The organism is Microbacterium maritypicum (assembly GCF_008868125.1).
Classification (GTDB): domain Bacteria; phylum Actinomycetota; class Actinomycetes; order Actinomycetales; family Microbacteriaceae; genus Microbacterium; species Microbacterium maritypicum.
Genome location: NZ_WAAQ01000002.1, coordinates 882,843 through 896,705, shown reverse-complemented (window position 1 = coordinate 896,705; position 13,863 = coordinate 882,843). Strand labels below are relative to the sequence as shown.

The window sequence follows — 13,863 nt, the reverse complement described above, 5'->3', positions numbered from 1 at the left end:
GCTTGTGACCATGCCTCATCTGCGTATCGCCACGGTCAATGTCAACGGAATCCGAGCGGCGGCTCGCAACGGGATGAGCTCCTGGTTGGACGATGCCGGCGTCGACATCCTCACGCTCCAGGAGGTCCGCGGGCAGGACGAGCACCTCGAGGCCGCACTCCCCGGCTGGTCTTTCGTGCACGATGAGGCCACAGCGAAGGGGCGGGCCGGCGTCGCCATCGCCAGCCGCACTCCCGCGCTGGCCTCCCGCACCGATTTCGGCCCCGACGACTTCGACTCCAAGGGTCGCTGGATCGAAGCCGACTTCCTGATCGGCGATCGCCCGCTCACCGTCGTGAGCGCCTACGTGCACTCCGGCGAGGCCGACACCCCGAAGCAGGACGAGAAGTGGAAGTTCCTCGACGCGTTCGGGACGCGCCTGGGCGAGCTCGGCTCCGACGGCGCCCTCGCGCTCGTCACAGGCGACCTGAACGTCGGGCACCGTGAGCTCGACATCAAGAACTGGCGAGGCAACCGCAAGAAGGCCGGTTTCCTCCCCCGCGAGCGCGCCTACTTCGACCGCTTCCTCGGCGAGGCGGGCACAGAGGTCTCGGGGGTCGACGGCACCGTGGGCCCCGGCCTCGGCTGGATCGACGTCGGCCGAAAGTTCCACGGCGAGGTCGACGGCCCGTACACCTGGTGGTCGATGCGAGGACAGGCGTTCGACAACGACTCCGGGTGGCGCATCGACTATCACCTCGCGACGCCCGCACTCGCCGAACGCGTCGAGAGCTATCACGTCGCGCGCGCCGCGGCCTACGACCAGCGCTGGAGCGACCACGCGCCCGTCGTCGTCGACTACCGCTACTGATCCGCGGCGGGCACGCCACCCGACGTCGTGACGTCCGGCGCTGTGAGGTCCGCATAGCGGTACCACCCGCGGTACTCCAGGACCGTCCCGAGAACGGGGCTCGTCGCGCGCATGTCGATGGTGCGTCGACGGCGGGCCTCGTCCCAGCCGTCGACGAGCTCCACCTCGATGCGCAGGATGCCGCGGAGCGGGATCCGATACCGCCCCAGCCGCAGTGCGACGGCGCGAGTGCTCATGCGCAGCGCACCCTCGTCGGTCACCGAGCAGTGCTCGAGCATCTGCACCCGCCCTCGCACGCCCAAGGCGTTCTGCACGATGCCGGGGTGACCGGTCGCGAAGAGTCGATCCGTCACGTGCTGCGTCGCGCCGGGAAAGCGGAACTCGCGGACGGTGTCGAGCGTCGCCCGCCCCGCGCGCGATCGGCCGGACACGGTATCGATCCGGAACGGCACGTCACGCGCGAACCGCGTTACCAGCAGGCCGGGACCGATGACGGGCGCGGCGAGACCGGCGACGCGTCCGAACCGGCTCCCGGCGACCGCGAACACGCCCTCGGCGCTGTCCCTGGTCGCCTCGACGCTCATCTGCGCGAGGATCTCGGGATGAAGCCGCTGCGCCTGCTCCCCCAGCGCTTCGAGGAAGGCCGCTCCACGCGCGGTCACTCCCTGGCCTCCTCACGGTACGGCTTCACGGTCTCCGGGGCGGGGCCGTCGACGAACTCGCACGTGAACGCACCCCGATAGCCGAACAGGAACCCGAAGACGTCGTTGTGGATCTCGAGGTCGATCAGGTAGCACTCCTGCTCGTCGTCATAGCGCTCGACGAGCCGCGCCCGTCCGCTGAAGACCATCGGGAAGCGGAAGGCCGCACGCCCCTCGTAGAAGCGCTGTGCCCCCGAGGTGAGCAGGAGCCCGCCGTCATCGGTGACGGCGAGGTCGAGGTCGACCGCGAGGTGCTGGTGGGTGCCCAGGTAGTCGACCACTCGCCGCCGGGCCTCGCTGTAGATCATGGTCGCGTCGAAGCGGCGACGGCGACCGGGGCGCACATCCATGGTCCGCACGAAGGTCACGGTCTCACGGCCGAAGTCGTCGACGTAGGCGTGGTTGTCGATCCGGAACGGCACGTCCTGTCCCCGCTCGGGGAAGAGGATGTTCCGGAACGTCCCGATGAGGAGGAACGGCAGCGTCCACCACGGACCCCGGCGCACCTCGGTCATCACTCCGCGCCCGATGCAGCCGTAGCCGGCGTCGACGCCGACCCCGAACCGGCGCTGGAGCTGCGGGTGGAGTCGCGCGAAATCGGCTCCCAACGCGCGCTCGAAGATCCCGGCGCCTGTGGTCATACGAGCTCCTCCAGAGATTCCGGTGCGTCCTCCATGATCGTGCGTCCGGTGCGTCGCGGAGGCCGGGAGAGGCAGTTTCCTGCGCGAGGTCGGTGACCTCGGCGCAACGATCGCCATCCGCTGGTCTCCTCGGGCGCGATCCCCTGCTCGGCCCAGAGCCGCAGGCGATCGAAGCTCCGCGCCGTGAGCCACCAGACGAAGCGCCGCGTGATCAGCGGATCCAGCACGCGCCCGAGCCAGCCCCAGCCCGGGACGTAGTCGTAGCCGGTGAGGAATCGCACGCCGTCATCCGTCGGCACGTAGCGCCAATACCCGCGCCCCGCACCGAGCGGGGAGAGCGCGTCGTCCGTGTCGAACAGGAGCGCAGAGGTCCGCTCGCCCGTGCGGCTCAGCTTCGTGGCGAGCGAGACGCCGGTTCCGCGGATCGTGTGCACCCGCAGATCGAGTTCGTAGCGGAAGTCCTGTGCGCCGTCCGCCCGGGTGCGCTGCGGCACGATGTCGCTGAAGCGCGCGTCCCAGCGCACGTGCGAGGACGGGTCCTGGGTCAGCGCCCACACCTCGTCCAGGGGCGCGCGGATGAGGATCTCGACGTAGAGGGCCCGATCCCCTCGCGACCGTGGGAGAGGAGAAGCGGAAGCCATGCGCCCATCGTAGGGGCACAGCACGCACCCCATAGGATTGATCCCGTGACGAGACCTCGCCTTTACTCCGGAATGCAGCCCTCCGCCGACTCCCTCCAGATCGGCAACTACATCGGCGCGCTGCTCCAGTGGCGGGAGCTGCAGAGTTCCTACGACGCCTATTTCTCCGTCGTCGATCTGCACGCGATCACCGTCGCCCAGGACCCGGCAGAGCTGCGTGAGAAGACGCGTCGTACGGCAGCGCAGTACATCGCCGCCGGTATCGAGCCCTCGCTGTCGACGCTGTACGTGCAGTCGCATGTGCGCGCTCACGCCGAGCTCGCGTGGATTCTCAGCACCATCACCGGCTTCGGCGAAGCCGGTCGGATGACGCAGTTCAAGGACAAGTCCTCGCGCTACGGTGCGGACTCGACCAGTGTCGGCCTGTTCACCTACCCGGTGCTCATGGCCGCAGACATCCTGCTCTACCAGACCGATGTGGTGCCGGTGGGCGATGACCAGAAGCAGCACGTCGAGCTCACGCGCGATCTCGCCGAGCGTTTCAACTCGCGATTCGGTGAGACCTTCACGGTGCCGATGCCCGTCATCCAGAAGGAGACCGCGCGCATCTACGACCTGCAGAACCCGACGTCGAAGATGTCGAAGTCTGCCGAGAGCGACGCCGGCGTGCTGTGGATGCTCGACGATCCGGCGAAGTCGGCGAAGAAGGTCATGCGCGCGGTGACCGACAACGAGGGCTCCGTGCGGTTCGACCGCGAGAGCAAGCCCGGCGTCTCGAACCTGCTCACGATCTACGCGGCGCTCACAGGACGCCAGGTCGCCGCGATCGAGGACGAGTACGCGGGACGCGGCTACGGCGACTTCAAGAAGGGCCTGGCCGAGGTCGTCGTCAACGAGTTCGAGCCGGTGCGCGCCCGCGCCCTCGAGCTGCTCGACGATCCCGCCGAGCTCGATCGCATCCTGGCCGAGAACGCCGCCCGCGCCGATGCCGTCGCCGACGCGACTCTCTCGGACGTGTACGACCGGGTGGGTCTGCTCCGGCGCGTCTGACGCTCGCCTTAGGATGGGGGCGTGACTGATCCACAGCTGCCTTCCCCGTCCGGTGCCGTGCCCTCCGAATCGCAGGTGCCGCCCGAGACGTCGGTCCCGTCGGTGCCGGCAGCGCCTGCAGGTGCGGTCCCACCTCCTCCGGCCTTCCCCGCGCCGCCCGCGTTCTCCGCCCCACCGGCTCCGCCGGCGTATCCGGTTCCGTCGGCGTACCCGGCAGCTCAGGCCGCACCTCCTGCCGCCGGTCACCCGGCGTATGCCGCGACGCCCGGCTCTCTCCCGTCCGCTCCTGCTCCCGGATATCCTGCGGCCCCTCCCGGGGCGTACCAGGTGCCCGTCGGCGGCTACGCCGCACCTGCGGGCGCGTACGCCGTGCCGGAGACCACGCCCCGTCGCTCCGGGCTGATGGGCATGCTCGCGCTGATCTCCGCGCTCGTCGCCGCGATCGTGATGCCCATCGTCGCGGGCATCAACGCCTTCGCGATCGGCCGCGTCATCCCGCCGAGCATGACCACCTACAGCGATGATCTGCGCATCTTCTCCCCGGTACGCGATCAGGTGCTGTGGACGGAGCTCTCCTTCTGGGCGGGCACGATCCTCGGCATCGCGGCGATCGTGCTCGGCATCATCGCGATCCGCAAGAAGCAGGGCCGCGGGGCCGGTATCGCCGCTCTCGTCGTGGCCGTGCTCGGCGCGGTGATCTTCTCGATCGTCCTGGTCATCGCACTGGGTGCGGGAAGCGCTACAAGCGTCGCCGGCTACACCGCCTGATCGGTCGACCGCGGCCGGGCGTCGCCGCCCGGATCACCGGGGTGCGTGGTGCTTCTGCTGCGCTGCGAGAAGGCCTTCGCCCACCAGCAGCTCGACCGCGTCGGCGGCGTCCGCGACGAGGATCGGCAGGTTCGGCTGCTCCTCCTTGCCGAACGGGGCGAGCACCCAGTCCGCGGGATCCTGGCGCCCGACGGGACGGCCGATGCCCACCCGCACGCGCGGGAAATCGGCGGTGCCTAGGGCGCGTGCGACATCGCGCACGCCGTTGTGTCCGCCGTGACCGCCGCCGGTCTTGAGCTTGACCGTGTCGAACGGGATGTCGAGCTCGTCGTGCACCACGATCACCTGCTCGGCGGGGACCGAGTAGAACCGGGCCAGAGCCGCCACGGGCGTGCCGGAGACGTTCATGAAGGTGTTCGGCTTGGCCAGCACCACCTTGTCCGCCCCGGGGCGCAACCACGTCTCCACGACGCGCGCTCCTCCCTTGTGCTCGCGGAACGCCTCGCTGCGTCGCGAGGCCAGCTCGTCGACCACCATCTGGCCGATGTTGTGCCGTGTGGCCTCATAACGGGGGCCGGGGTTGCCGAGCCCGACCACGAGCCAGGTCGATGCCATGTCCTCGTCCTCTCACTGCCCGGGTGCAGAGCCTCGGTCAGGATACGACAGAGGGGACGCGATCGGATCGCGCCCCCTCTGTGATGAATCAGTCGGAGATCACTCCGCGGCGGCCTCTTCTGCCGCCTCGGTCGCCGCGGCGGCCTCGCCCTCTTCGTCATCCTCGGTGGGTGCAGCCGGGACGGAGATCGCGACGACGAGCACCTCGGGGTCGGAGAGCAGCGTGGAACCCTTGGGGAGCTTCACGTCGGCGCCGGTGATGTGCGCGCCCTCTTCCAGGCCCTCGACCGAGACCTCGATGTTCTGGGGGATGTGGGTGGCCTCGGCCTCGATCGACAGCGTGGTCGCATCGAGGTTGACGATGGTGCCCGCAGCGGACTCGCCCGTGACGACGATCGGGACGTCGATGGCGACCTTCTCGCCCTTCTTCACGACGAGCAGGTCGATGTGCTCGATGATCTGGTGCACCGGGTCGCGCTGGACGTCCTTGACGAGGGCGAGCTGGCCCTTGCCCTCGATGTCGAGCTCGAGGAGAGCGTTGGCGCGACGGATGATGAGCGAGACCTGGTGGCCCGGCAGCGCGACGTGCACCGGCTCGGTGCCGTGGCCGTAGATGACGGCGGGGATCTTGCCGGCGGCGCGGAGGCGGCGGGCGAAGCCCTTGCCGAAGCTCTCGCGGAGCTCGGCCTGGACCTTGGTGTCTTCAGACATGGGGTTCTCCTTCGGGGCACGCAGCGAAGGCGCCGCGCGGTGGTCTTGGAATTTTCGAACTCGCTGACGCAGGAGGAAAGCCACCGGGCTTGCTTCGCCGCGTCGATAACGGATGTTCGCGCACGCGCAGAAGCATCCCTCGCCGAGGTACAGCCTCAATGGTACCGGATGACCCGATAGGCTGAGGACACCGGTCCTTTTTCTGCAGAACACGGAGAACCCCCATGCTCGACGGCGCCTTCCTCTCGCACGCACTCCTCTGGCTAATCGGCGCCATGACCGTGTGCGCTGCCGTCACGTCGTTCATCGCACTGTTCGCGATGGGCCGCTCGGGGTACCGCAAGGACTGACCTCCGCAGGACTCAGTGCGGCAGCCGTGCCGCCGCGGCGATGACGGCGGATGCGGTCCGAACGTCCGCCGACTCGTCCACCCTGATGCCGTGCTCATCGGCTTCGAGGGACTCGAGCGTCTGGAGCTGCGAGTCCAGGAGCGCCGCCGGCATGAAGTGATCGGCCCGCAGACGCATCCGCTCCTCGAGCACGGCCCGACCGATCGCGAGTTCCGCGAAGAAGGTGTCCGGCGCCTCGGCTCTGATGACCTCGCGATAGGCACGTCGGAGTGCCGAGCACGCGACGACGATCCGCTCCTCGGCCTGGAGGGTCTCGCCCACGAGGCGGAGCCAGGGCTGCCGATCCGCGTCGTCCAAGGGGATTCCCGCCGCCATCTTGCGGACGTTCGCTGCCGGATGCAGGTCGTCGCCGTCGATGAACCGCGCACCGAGAGCATCGGCGAGGAACGCCCCCACCGTCGACTTTCCCGAACCGCTCGGGCCCATCACGACGATGCGCACACTCATGCCTCCCGGCCGAAGTCGATGAGCACCTTGCAGGAGCTCGCGGGGTCGGCGGCCCGTGCGAAGGCGTCGAGCGCATCGTCCACCGGCAGCACGTGGCTGATGATACCGCGCACGTCGAGGCTGCCGTCGGCGAGGGCGGCGATGACCTCGTCGAACTCCGCCCCGAAGCGGAAGGACCCGCGCAGCGTGAGCTCACGGGTGATGGCCGTGGCCATCGGCGCCGGCACCTCTCCCCCGCGCTGGAGCCCCAGCATCACCACCGTGCCCCCGCGGGCGGCGGCGGAGACGGCGGCCGAGAGTCCGGGGACGGTGCCGCTCGATTCGATCACGACGTCGGCGTGCAGCTCGGAGATCTCATTCTCGGCCCGTGCATCGAGCGACCGGATGCCGCGCGCTTCGGCGATGTCGCGCGGCTGCTGCTGCAGGTCGGTGACGGTCACGGAGGAGGCCCCTGCGCGCTGCGCCACCGCGGCGACGAGTTGGCCGATGGGTCCGGCACCGATCACGACGACCCGCAGACCGCGCACATCACCCGCACGCTGCACACCGTGCCAGGCGACGGCTGCGGGCTCGGCGAGCGCCGCCGTCTGCAGGTCGAGACCGGCGGGAAGCGCGTGCAGCATGCGTGCGGGCAGGGCGACGCGGCGCGCGAAGGCGCCCTGGGTGTGCGGCAGGTGCATCGCCGAGCCGAGATACGTCGACGCCGGCGCGAGGTTGGGATGCGCCGCCGGCCAGGGGGTGCGTCCGTCACCGTGCGCGGTGAGCGGATGGACGGCCACGGGAGTGCCGACGGCGGGCCCCGTGCCATCGGCCGCGGCGACGCAGACGACGCCGGACACCTCGTGTCCGAGGATCATCGGCTCACGCAGCACCGAGGCACCGGCGGCTCCATGTCGCCAATAGTGGAGGTCTGATCCGCAGATGCCGCCGTAGGCGATGTCCACGACGGCTTCATCCGGTCGGGGCGCCGGGGCGCCGATGTCTTCGATCCGCAGATCCTCGGCGGCATGCGCCACCACGGCGAGGTTGTTCACCGCGCTCCTTCCTCGGTCACACGAATGCCGTGACCAGCTCGATTCCCGCGACCCTGACGGTCACGGTCTGCCCGGGCTCCACGGGCGCCTGGGAGTGCGGAGCGCCGGTCATGACGACGTCTCCCGGTCCGAGCGGAGACCACGCGGCCACGTAGGCGAGGCATTCCCGGATCGACATGGGCAGCTGCCTGCTTCCCGTCTCGGCGACCAGGCGTCCGTCCACCTCCACCTCGAGGCTCACGTCGTCGATCCCGACCTCGGTGTCGATCCAAGGGCCGAGCGGGGTGTAGCCCTCCCCCGACTTCGATTCGAAGTTGCGGGGGTCGAACGCCGCTCGATCCGGGCTCGAGAGGTCGTTCACCGCCGTGACGCCCAGCACGTACTCGTGCGCGTTGTGCACGGTCAGCCCCGGAGTCGGGCGCCCGATCACGACGGCGATCTCGCCCTCGGCGACCTGGGCACCGGCGTCGCGGCGCATCACGACCTCGGCACCGCTGCCGATCACCGTCCGCGGACTCTTGAGCCACGCCTGCACCGGCGACACGTGCTCCGGTCCGTTCTGGGCGATGCCGACGATCACCACGGGGTCCACCGGCGCGATCATCGCCCCGTCGACGGCGTCTCCTTCATCGCTCGGCAGGCGCCCCTCGGCGAAGGCGAGGAAGGGATCGGACAGCGGGATCAGCCCGTCCGCCGTCTCGCGCACCCAGCGGGGGCCGTCGGCGGTGTCGATGCGCCCAAGACGCATCAGACCACCGCCGTCATGCCGCCGTCGACGAACAGCGTCTGCCCGTTGACGAAGTCGCTCGCGCCACTGGCGAGGAACAGCAGGGCACCGACGAGGTCCTGGGTGTCTCCCCAGCGGCCGGCGGGCGTGCGTCCGCGCACCCACTGCGAGAACTGCTCGTCCGCGACGAGCGCCTTCGTGAGCTCGGTCGCGAAGTACCCGGGAGCGATCGCATTGGCCTGGATGCCGTGCGGGGCGAGATCGGCGCACAATCCCTTCGTGAACATCACGATGGCGCCCTTGGTGGCCGAGTAGGCAGCGATCGAAGGACGCGCGAGCTGTGACTGCACGCTGCCGATCTGGATGATCTTGCCCGAGCCGCGTGCGATCATCCCGGCGGAGACCCGTCGCGACAGATGGAAGACGCTGGAGAGGTTGGTCTGCACGAGCGCATCCCAGTCCTCGTCGGCGAACTCCGCGATCGGCGCTCGGCGCTGGACCCCGGCGTTGTTCACGAGGATGTCGGGGGTGCCGACCAGACGCTCGACCTCGGCCATGCCGGCATCCACCGCCGCGGCGTCGGTCACGTCGAAGACGACGCTGTGCACGACGGCTCCCGTGGCGTGCGCGATCTCGTCGGCCGATGTCCGGGCCTTGACGGCATCCCGTCCATGCACGACGACGGTCGCGCCCGCGCCGGCGAGCCCCGCCGCGAGTGTCCTGCCGATCCCCTGGCTCGACCCCGTGACCAGCGCCGTGCGCCCCGTCAGATCGAAGGCGGCGAGTCCCGCCGGCAGCGCGGTCATCGGCCCACGGCCTTGATCGACACCGTGGTGGCGAACACGTCGTCGCCGGCCTCGGCCCTCGAGACCTTGATCGCGTCGTCGACGCGGGTGAGGTCGCGACGGAGGGTCTCGGGCGCGAGGAAGGTCGACGCGGTGGTGATGAGGGCGAGCACGGCCATGTAGATGGCCAGCAGCACCCAGTTGCCGTCGCTCACCGCGATCAGGTAGGCACCGAGGACACCGGCGAGACCGCCGGCGAGCACGGCCGAGATCTCGCGGGCCATCGCGACACCCAGGTAGCGGTGACGGTTGCCGAAGAGCTCGGGGAGCATGGCGCACTGCGGTCCGAGCATGCTGTTCACGGCGACACCGATGCCGATCGCGATCACGCCGATCGCCACGGCGTAGTTTCCGAGCGACAGCAGCCACCACGCAGGGAAGGTGTAGACGAGCATGAACACCGCCCCGAAGCGGTACACCGTGCGACGACCGAAGCGGTCGGAGAGGTGGCCGGTGAACGGCACGGAGAACACGCCGATCAGCGATCCGAGGGTGACACCCCACGTGAGCAGGCTCTTGTCGGCGTTGTCGCCGATCACGGTGACGAAGAACGCGAGTCCGAGCGTCTGGAACATGTAGGAGCCGCCGTTCTCGGCCATCCTCAGACCCACGCCGACGATCACACCGGGCAGCCCGTGCGTGAAGATCTCCTTGATCGGGCGGTCTGCGACCTGCTCGTGCTTCTCGAGCTCGATGAACGTCGGCGTCTCGCGCAGTCGCATCCGGATGAACAGCGCGAGCAGGATCAGCGCGAAGGAGGCGAGGAACGGCACGCGCCAGCCCCAGCTCAGCAGCTGGTCCTCGGGAAGCAGCGTGATCAGGCCGAAGACGACCGCGGCGAGCAGCGTTCCCGCCTGGATGCCGACGAACGGCAGGGCCGAGAAGAAGCCGCGACGCTTCACCGGCGCGTACTCGGCCATCAGCACGGTCGCGCCCGCCTGCTCGGCCCCGGCACCGAAGCCCTGCAGCAGACGCATCAGCACCAGCAGGATCGGCGCCCAGACACCGATCGCGGCGTAGGTGGGCAGCAGACCGATCGCGGTCGAGGCTCCGCCCATCAGCACGATCGTGGCGACCAGGACCCACTTGCGCCCGAGCTTGTCTCCGAGGACACCGAAGAACAGGCCGCCGAACGGACGAGCCAGGAACCCGACGCCGAAGGTCGCGAAGGCGGCGACCGTGGCCATGGCCGGGTCGTCCTGAGGGAAGAACAGCACGTTGAAGATCAGCGCGGTCGAGAGGCCGTAAAGCGCGAAGTCGAAGTACTCCAGCGCGCTGCCGATGCTCGACGCGAGTGTCGCGCGACGCAGGTTCGCCGCGTATTCCGGGTCATCGGACGCTGCTCGGACGGGGGTGCGGGGGTCGGTCACGGCCATCTCCTTCGATCGGCTTCGCCTGCGGCGTGACCCCGACTGTACCAGCCCGTTGGATTGCGTTCAACCCTTTGGACCGGAGTCAGGCGTACGAGAAGCATGGCCCTCCATAAGGGCTCCGCCGGTTGCGCGGCGCGAGGGGTCAGCGCCGGACGGCGGCGCTGAACGGGTTCGTCAGCGCCGCGGCGGCCTCGCGCAGAGCCTCACCCACGCGCTCGATGCGCTCGTAGTCGGCTTCGGCGGCGCGGATCGCCACTCCCAGCGCGAGGGGCGGATCGGTCGGAGCCCAGCCCTCCAGCGGCACGGCCACGCCGACGATGCCACGGAAGGACTCCTCGGCGTCCAGCGCCCAGCCTCGGCGGCGGGCCGTGGCCAGCACTTCCAGAAGGCCGGACATGGTGGTCGCACTCCGCTCGGTGAGCTGAGGGAAGACGGCATCCTCGCCGAGGAGCTCGACCACCTCGGCGTCGCTCATCGCCGCCAGGAGAGCGCGGCCCGTCGCCGACAGCGGGGCCGGGAGCCGCGAACCGAGCGGCGTGCCCAGCCGGAGCGACCGCGATCCCTCGTGCCTGGCGAGGTAGAGCGCATCGGTGCCGTCGAGCATCGCGACCTGGACGAGCTCGGAGGCGAGCTGCGGGGAGGCCTCGCACACGCTGTAGAACTCGCGCACCTGGTTGAACTGCGCCGCGAACGCTCCTCCGAGCTCCGCGGTGCGCACCCCGAGGCGGTAGCCCTGCGGGGTGCGGTCGACCATGCCACCGGCCTCGAGCGCCAGACAGAGGTTCGCCGTCGACGACTTCGCCAGCCCCAGGTCTCCCGCGAGCTCCGTGAGGGTACGCGGGCCACCGGCCTCGGCGAGGATGCCGAGCAGGCGGATGCTGCGAGTCACGGCCGGCGCGGGGTCGCGCCCTTCGCGGGTGTCGTCGTCCATGGCCGCGCCTTCCGCCTTCAGGGATTCCTGCAGGCGGTCGCCGCCTGCAGGCCGATCAGTAGAACTCGACCGTATCGACCACGGCGGTCAGCGGCTCGCCATCGAGCAGGCGCGCCGCGTTCTCCGCGAAGCGGCGGGCGATGCGCTCCTCCTCCTTCGAGCTGAGGGCCGCGGTGTGCGGGCTCACGAGAACGTTCGGATGGCCCCAGAGCGGCGAGGCGGCATCGAGGGGCTCCTGCTCGAAGACGTCGAGAGCCGCGAACGCGATCCGACCGTCGTCGAGCGCACCACGCAGAGCGGTCTCGTCGACAACGGTGCCGCGGCCGACGTTGGTGATGATCGCGCCCGGCTTCACGGCCTCGAACACCTCGGCGCCGATCAGATGACGGGTCTGCGCCGTACCGGGAAGGGTGACGACGATCGCGTCGACGTGGGCCACCGCGTCGATCAGCTCGTCCAGCGGCACCAGACGATCCACTCCGTCCACCGGCTCGCCGGACCGTGTCGTGCCCCACACCCGCGCGCCGAGCGCGTGGAAACGTCGTGCGCACTCCGCGCCGATGCCGCCGAGGCCGACGACCAGCACGGTCATCTCGTCGAGCTGACGCATCTCCCAGCGGTCGGGCCAGGTGCGGGTGCCCTGGTCGGCGAGAAGACGCGGGAGGTTCTTCGCGCCCGCCATGACCCCGAACACCGCGAACTCCGCGAGCGGTCCGCCGTGCACGCCCGCACTGGTCGTGAAGACGACGCGGTCGAGCTGCTCGCGATCGAGACCAGCGGCCTTGACCGAGGCGCCGCCACCGGCAGCGGTCGTCATGACCCAGCGCAGCCGCGGATTGGCAGCCACGGTGCGCGCCAGCGCCGCCGCATCCACATCGGGGATCCCGAACAGCACGTCGGCCGAGTCGACCATCTCATCGAAGGCCTGCTGCTCGCTCGGTGTGCGCACGTGGTCCGGGTCGCCGGACCAATCGGCGGGTCCGCGCATCGGCGGCATGAGCGCGTGATCGCGGATCACCTCGACGCGAGGCTCGAGCTCCTCGATCAGCCGACACAGGTCTTCCGCCAGCGGTACCGCCACGACGGCGCGCAGCTTCTTCTCGGTCCCCGTCATGCTGGTCCCTTCCTCGGGAAGTCTGGATCCCTCACCTTAGCCCAGTTCCAGCAGGTTGGACACTGTTCTATCTGTTGGATTGTTGCTACCGTGTGCGCATGAACATCTCATCCGTCACCGTCGGCGTCGTGGGCCTCGGCGCCATGGGCCGCCCCATGGCCGACCACCTGCTCGCCGCACACGGCCGGCTCGTCGTCCACGCGCGGCGCCCGCAGCCGGAACTGCTGGCCGCCGGAGCCTCCTGGGCGCAGACGCCACGCGAGCTCGCCTCCAGAGTAGACGTCCTGCTCATGATGCTGCCGGACCTCCCTCCGTTCGAGGCCATGCTCGACGGCCCTGACGGGCTGCTCGCCGATGCCGGCGACCTGCTCATCCTCATCGGATCCACCTCCTCGGCACCCGCCGTCCGCGCGTTCGCGGAGCGTGTCTCGGACCAGACGGACGGCCGGGTACGTGTCGTGGACTGCCCGGTCTCGGGCGGCGAGGACGGGGCGATCGCCGGAACCCTCTCGATCATGCTCGGCGGCGCCCCGGACGACGCGGCCGTCGCGGCAGAGGTGCTCGCCCCCTGCGGCACACCCGTCCTGCTCGGCCCGCTCGGCGCCGGCGAGGTCGCCAAGGCCTGCAACCAGCTCGTGGTCTCCGCGACGATCATGGCGCTCGGGGAGGCCACCGTGCTCGCCGACCGCTCCGGCCTCGATCTCGACGCGTTGTGGTCGCTGCTGTCGGGCGGATACGCCGGATCGCGGCTGCTGGACAGCCGTCGCGAGAAGCTCATCACCGGCGACGACTCCCCCAGCGGCATCGCGCGGTACATGGTGAAGGACCTCGGCTTCGCGGCCGACATCGCCGATGCCACCGGCACCTCCCCCGTCCTGCTGCCCGCCCTGCGCGCGGCCTTCGACGAGCTGGTCGCCGCAGGTCTCGGCGACCGCGACATCGCCGTGTCACGACGCTTCATCGCCTCTCGTGACACAGGTGGCCACTGACCTGCCGTACAGCGAT

At 69.9% G+C, this 13,863-nt stretch carries 17 protein-coding genes; 5 read left to right on the top strand and 12 right to left on the bottom strand.

Annotated features, from left to right (window positions below; translation table 11 throughout):
* The first annotated feature begins 10 nt into the window (after nt 1–10).
* Nucleotides 11–850, top strand: a complete 840-nt coding sequence (locus tag F6W70_RS15105) for an exodeoxyribonuclease III (RefSeq protein ID WP_318278915.1) — start codon at nt 11–13, stop codon at nt 848–850.
* Here the strand turns inward: F6W70_RS15105 and F6W70_RS15100 are convergent.
* The 3 genes from F6W70_RS15100 to F6W70_RS15090 are packed head-to-tail and all read right to left on the bottom strand — an operon-like array spanning nt 844 to nt 2,833.
* Nucleotides 844–1,512, bottom strand: coding sequence for a DUF4166 domain-containing protein (locus F6W70_RS15100; protein WP_151487167.1), 669 nt, complete (start codon nt 1,510–1,512; stop codon nt 844–846). The genes F6W70_RS15105 and F6W70_RS15100 overlap by 7 nt on opposite strands.
* The gene (locus F6W70_RS15095; RefSeq protein WP_055870844.1) at nt 1,509–2,192 is read right to left on the bottom strand and encodes a DUF4166 domain-containing protein; all 684 of its coding nucleotides are present in this window, start codon (nt 2,190–2,192) and stop codon (nt 1,509–1,511) included. The genes F6W70_RS15100 and F6W70_RS15095 overlap by 4 nt, the downstream gene beginning before the upstream one ends.
* Nucleotides 2,189–2,833 carry an SRPBCC family protein gene (locus tag F6W70_RS15090; protein WP_318278914.1) on the bottom strand — a complete coding sequence of 215 codons (645 nt, stop codon included), beginning with the start codon at nt 2,831–2,833 and terminating at the stop codon, nt 2,189–2,191. Before F6W70_RS15090 ends, F6W70_RS15095 begins: the two co-directional genes overlap by 4 nt.
* Nucleotides 2,834–2,878: 45 nt before the next feature.
* Between F6W70_RS15090 and trpS the strand changes: the two genes are divergently transcribed.
* Both trpS and F6W70_RS18000 read left to right on the top strand, forming a co-directional pair.
* A complete protein-coding gene (trpS, locus tag F6W70_RS15085) occupies nt 2,879–3,883 on the top strand; it encodes a tryptophan--tRNA ligase (protein ID WP_081603831.1) in 1,005 nt (334 codons plus the stop codon).
* A gap of 21 nt (nt 3,884–3,904) precedes the next feature.
* Nucleotides 3,905–4,651, top strand: coding sequence for a hypothetical protein (locus F6W70_RS18000; RefSeq protein WP_318278913.1), 747 nt, complete (start codon nt 3,905–3,907; stop codon nt 4,649–4,651).
* A gap of 33 nt (nt 4,652–4,684) precedes the next feature.
* Here F6W70_RS18000 and pth read toward each other — a convergent pair whose 3' ends face one another.
* Entirely contained in the window at nt 4,685–5,266 is a 582-nt protein-coding gene (gene pth / locus F6W70_RS15075; RefSeq protein ID WP_151487166.1) for an aminoacyl-tRNA hydrolase, read from the bottom strand.
* 99 nt (nt 5,267–5,365) lie between these two features.
* Nucleotides 5,366–5,977 (bottom strand): 50S ribosomal protein L25/general stress protein Ctc, encoded by a 612-nt coding sequence (locus F6W70_RS15070; protein ID WP_017828453.1) that lies wholly within the window; start codon nt 5,975–5,977, stop codon nt 5,366–5,368.
* Nucleotides 5,978–6,201: 224 nt separating this feature from the next.
* Between F6W70_RS15070 and F6W70_RS17995 the strand changes: the two genes are divergently transcribed.
* Nucleotides 6,202–6,327, top strand: coding sequence for a hypothetical protein (locus F6W70_RS17995; RefSeq protein ID WP_017828452.1), 126 nt, complete (start codon nt 6,202–6,204; stop codon nt 6,325–6,327).
* Nucleotides 6,328–6,339: 12 nt separating this feature from the next.
* On the opposite strand, the gene F6W70_RS15065 is transcribed toward F6W70_RS17995, so the two are convergent.
* The 7 genes from F6W70_RS15065 to F6W70_RS15035 form a co-directional block, all read right to left on the bottom strand.
* Nucleotides 6,340–6,834, bottom strand: a complete 495-nt coding sequence (locus tag F6W70_RS15065; RefSeq protein ID WP_151487165.1) for a gluconokinase — start codon at nt 6,832–6,834, stop codon at nt 6,340–6,342.
* Entirely contained in the window at nt 6,831–7,868 is a 1,038-nt protein-coding gene (locus tag F6W70_RS15060; protein WP_151487164.1) for a zinc-binding dehydrogenase, read from the bottom strand. The genes F6W70_RS15065 and F6W70_RS15060 overlap by 4 nt, the downstream gene beginning before the upstream one ends.
* Nucleotides 7,869–7,884: 16 nt before the next feature.
* The gene (locus F6W70_RS15055) at nt 7,885–8,616 is read right to left on the bottom strand and encodes a fumarylacetoacetate hydrolase family protein (protein WP_151487163.1); all 732 of its coding nucleotides are present in this window, start codon (nt 8,614–8,616) and stop codon (nt 7,885–7,887) included.
* On the bottom strand, nt 8,616–9,401 hold the full coding sequence (locus F6W70_RS15050; RefSeq protein ID WP_055877641.1) for an SDR family oxidoreductase: 786 nt from the start codon (nt 9,399–9,401) through the stop codon (nt 8,616–8,618). Before F6W70_RS15050 ends, F6W70_RS15055 begins: the two co-directional genes overlap by 1 nt.
* Nucleotides 9,398–10,816 carry an MFS transporter gene (locus F6W70_RS15045; protein WP_055870821.1) on the bottom strand — a complete coding sequence of 473 codons (1,419 nt, stop codon included), beginning with the start codon at nt 10,814–10,816 and terminating at the stop codon, nt 9,398–9,400. Before F6W70_RS15045 ends, F6W70_RS15050 begins: the two co-directional genes overlap by 4 nt.
* Nucleotides 10,817–10,955: 139 nt before the next feature.
* On the bottom strand, nt 10,956–11,744 hold the full coding sequence (locus tag F6W70_RS15040; RefSeq protein ID WP_055870819.1) for an IclR family transcriptional regulator: 789 nt from the start codon (nt 11,742–11,744) through the stop codon (nt 10,956–10,958).
* Between the two features lie 55 nt (nt 11,745–11,799).
* Entirely contained in the window at nt 11,800–12,858 is a 1,059-nt protein-coding gene (locus F6W70_RS15035) for a D-2-hydroxyacid dehydrogenase (RefSeq protein WP_151487162.1), read from the bottom strand.
* Between the two features lie 98 nt (nt 12,859–12,956).
* On the opposite strand from F6W70_RS15035, the gene F6W70_RS15030 reads away from it, so the two are divergent.
* Nucleotides 12,957–13,847 carry an NAD(P)-dependent oxidoreductase gene (locus F6W70_RS15030; RefSeq protein ID WP_151487161.1) on the top strand — a complete coding sequence of 297 codons (891 nt, stop codon included), beginning with the start codon at nt 12,957–12,959 and terminating at the stop codon, nt 13,845–13,847.
* Nucleotides 13,848–13,863 lie beyond the last annotated feature (16 nt).

What these genes read in the sequence shown, in the direction of transcription:
- F6W70_RS15105 (WP_318278915.1), top strand. Translation starts at nt 11, where the DNA reads ATGCCTCATCTGCGTATCGCCACGGTCAATGTCAACGGAATCCGAGCG.
- F6W70_RS15095 (WP_055870844.1), bottom strand. Translation starts at nt 2,192, where the DNA reads ATGACCACAGGCGCCGGGATCTTCGAGCGCGCGTTGGGAGCCGATTTC.
- F6W70_RS15090 (WP_318278914.1), bottom strand. Translation starts at nt 2,833, where the DNA reads ATGGCTTCCGCTTCTCCTCTCCCACGGTCGCGAGGGGATCGGGCCCTC.
- pth (WP_151487166.1), bottom strand. Translation starts at nt 5,266, where the DNA reads ATGGCATCGACCTGGCTCGTGGTCGGGCTCGGCAACCCCGGCCCCCGT.
- F6W70_RS15070 (WP_017828453.1), bottom strand. Translation starts at nt 5,977, where the DNA reads ATGTCTGAAGACACCAAGGTCCAGGCCGAGCTCCGCGAGAGCTTCGGC.
- F6W70_RS17995 (WP_017828452.1), top strand. Translation starts at nt 6,202, where the DNA reads ATGCTCGACGGCGCCTTCCTCTCGCACGCACTCCTCTGGCTAATCGGC.
- F6W70_RS15065 (WP_151487165.1), bottom strand. Translation starts at nt 6,834, where the DNA reads ATGAGTGTGCGCATCGTCGTGATGGGCCCGAGCGGTTCGGGAAAGTCG.
- F6W70_RS15055 (WP_151487163.1), bottom strand. Translation starts at nt 8,616, where the DNA reads ATGCGTCTTGGGCGCATCGACACCGCCGACGGCCCCCGCTGGGTGCGC.
- F6W70_RS15050 (WP_055877641.1), bottom strand. Translation starts at nt 9,401, where the DNA reads ATGACCGCGCTGCCGGCGGGACTCGCCGCCTTCGATCTGACGGGGCGC.
- F6W70_RS15045 (WP_055870821.1), bottom strand. Translation starts at nt 10,816, where the DNA reads ATGGCCGTGACCGACCCCCGCACCCCCGTCCGAGCAGCGTCCGATGAC.
- F6W70_RS15040 (WP_055870819.1), bottom strand. Translation starts at nt 11,744, where the DNA reads ATGGACGACGACACCCGCGAAGGGCGCGACCCCGCGCCGGCCGTGACT.
- F6W70_RS15035 (WP_151487162.1), bottom strand. Translation starts at nt 12,858, where the DNA reads ATGACGGGGACCGAGAAGAAGCTGCGCGCCGTCGTGGCGGTACCGCTG.
- F6W70_RS15030 (WP_151487161.1), top strand. Translation starts at nt 12,957, where the DNA reads ATGAACATCTCATCCGTCACCGTCGGCGTCGTGGGCCTCGGCGCCATG.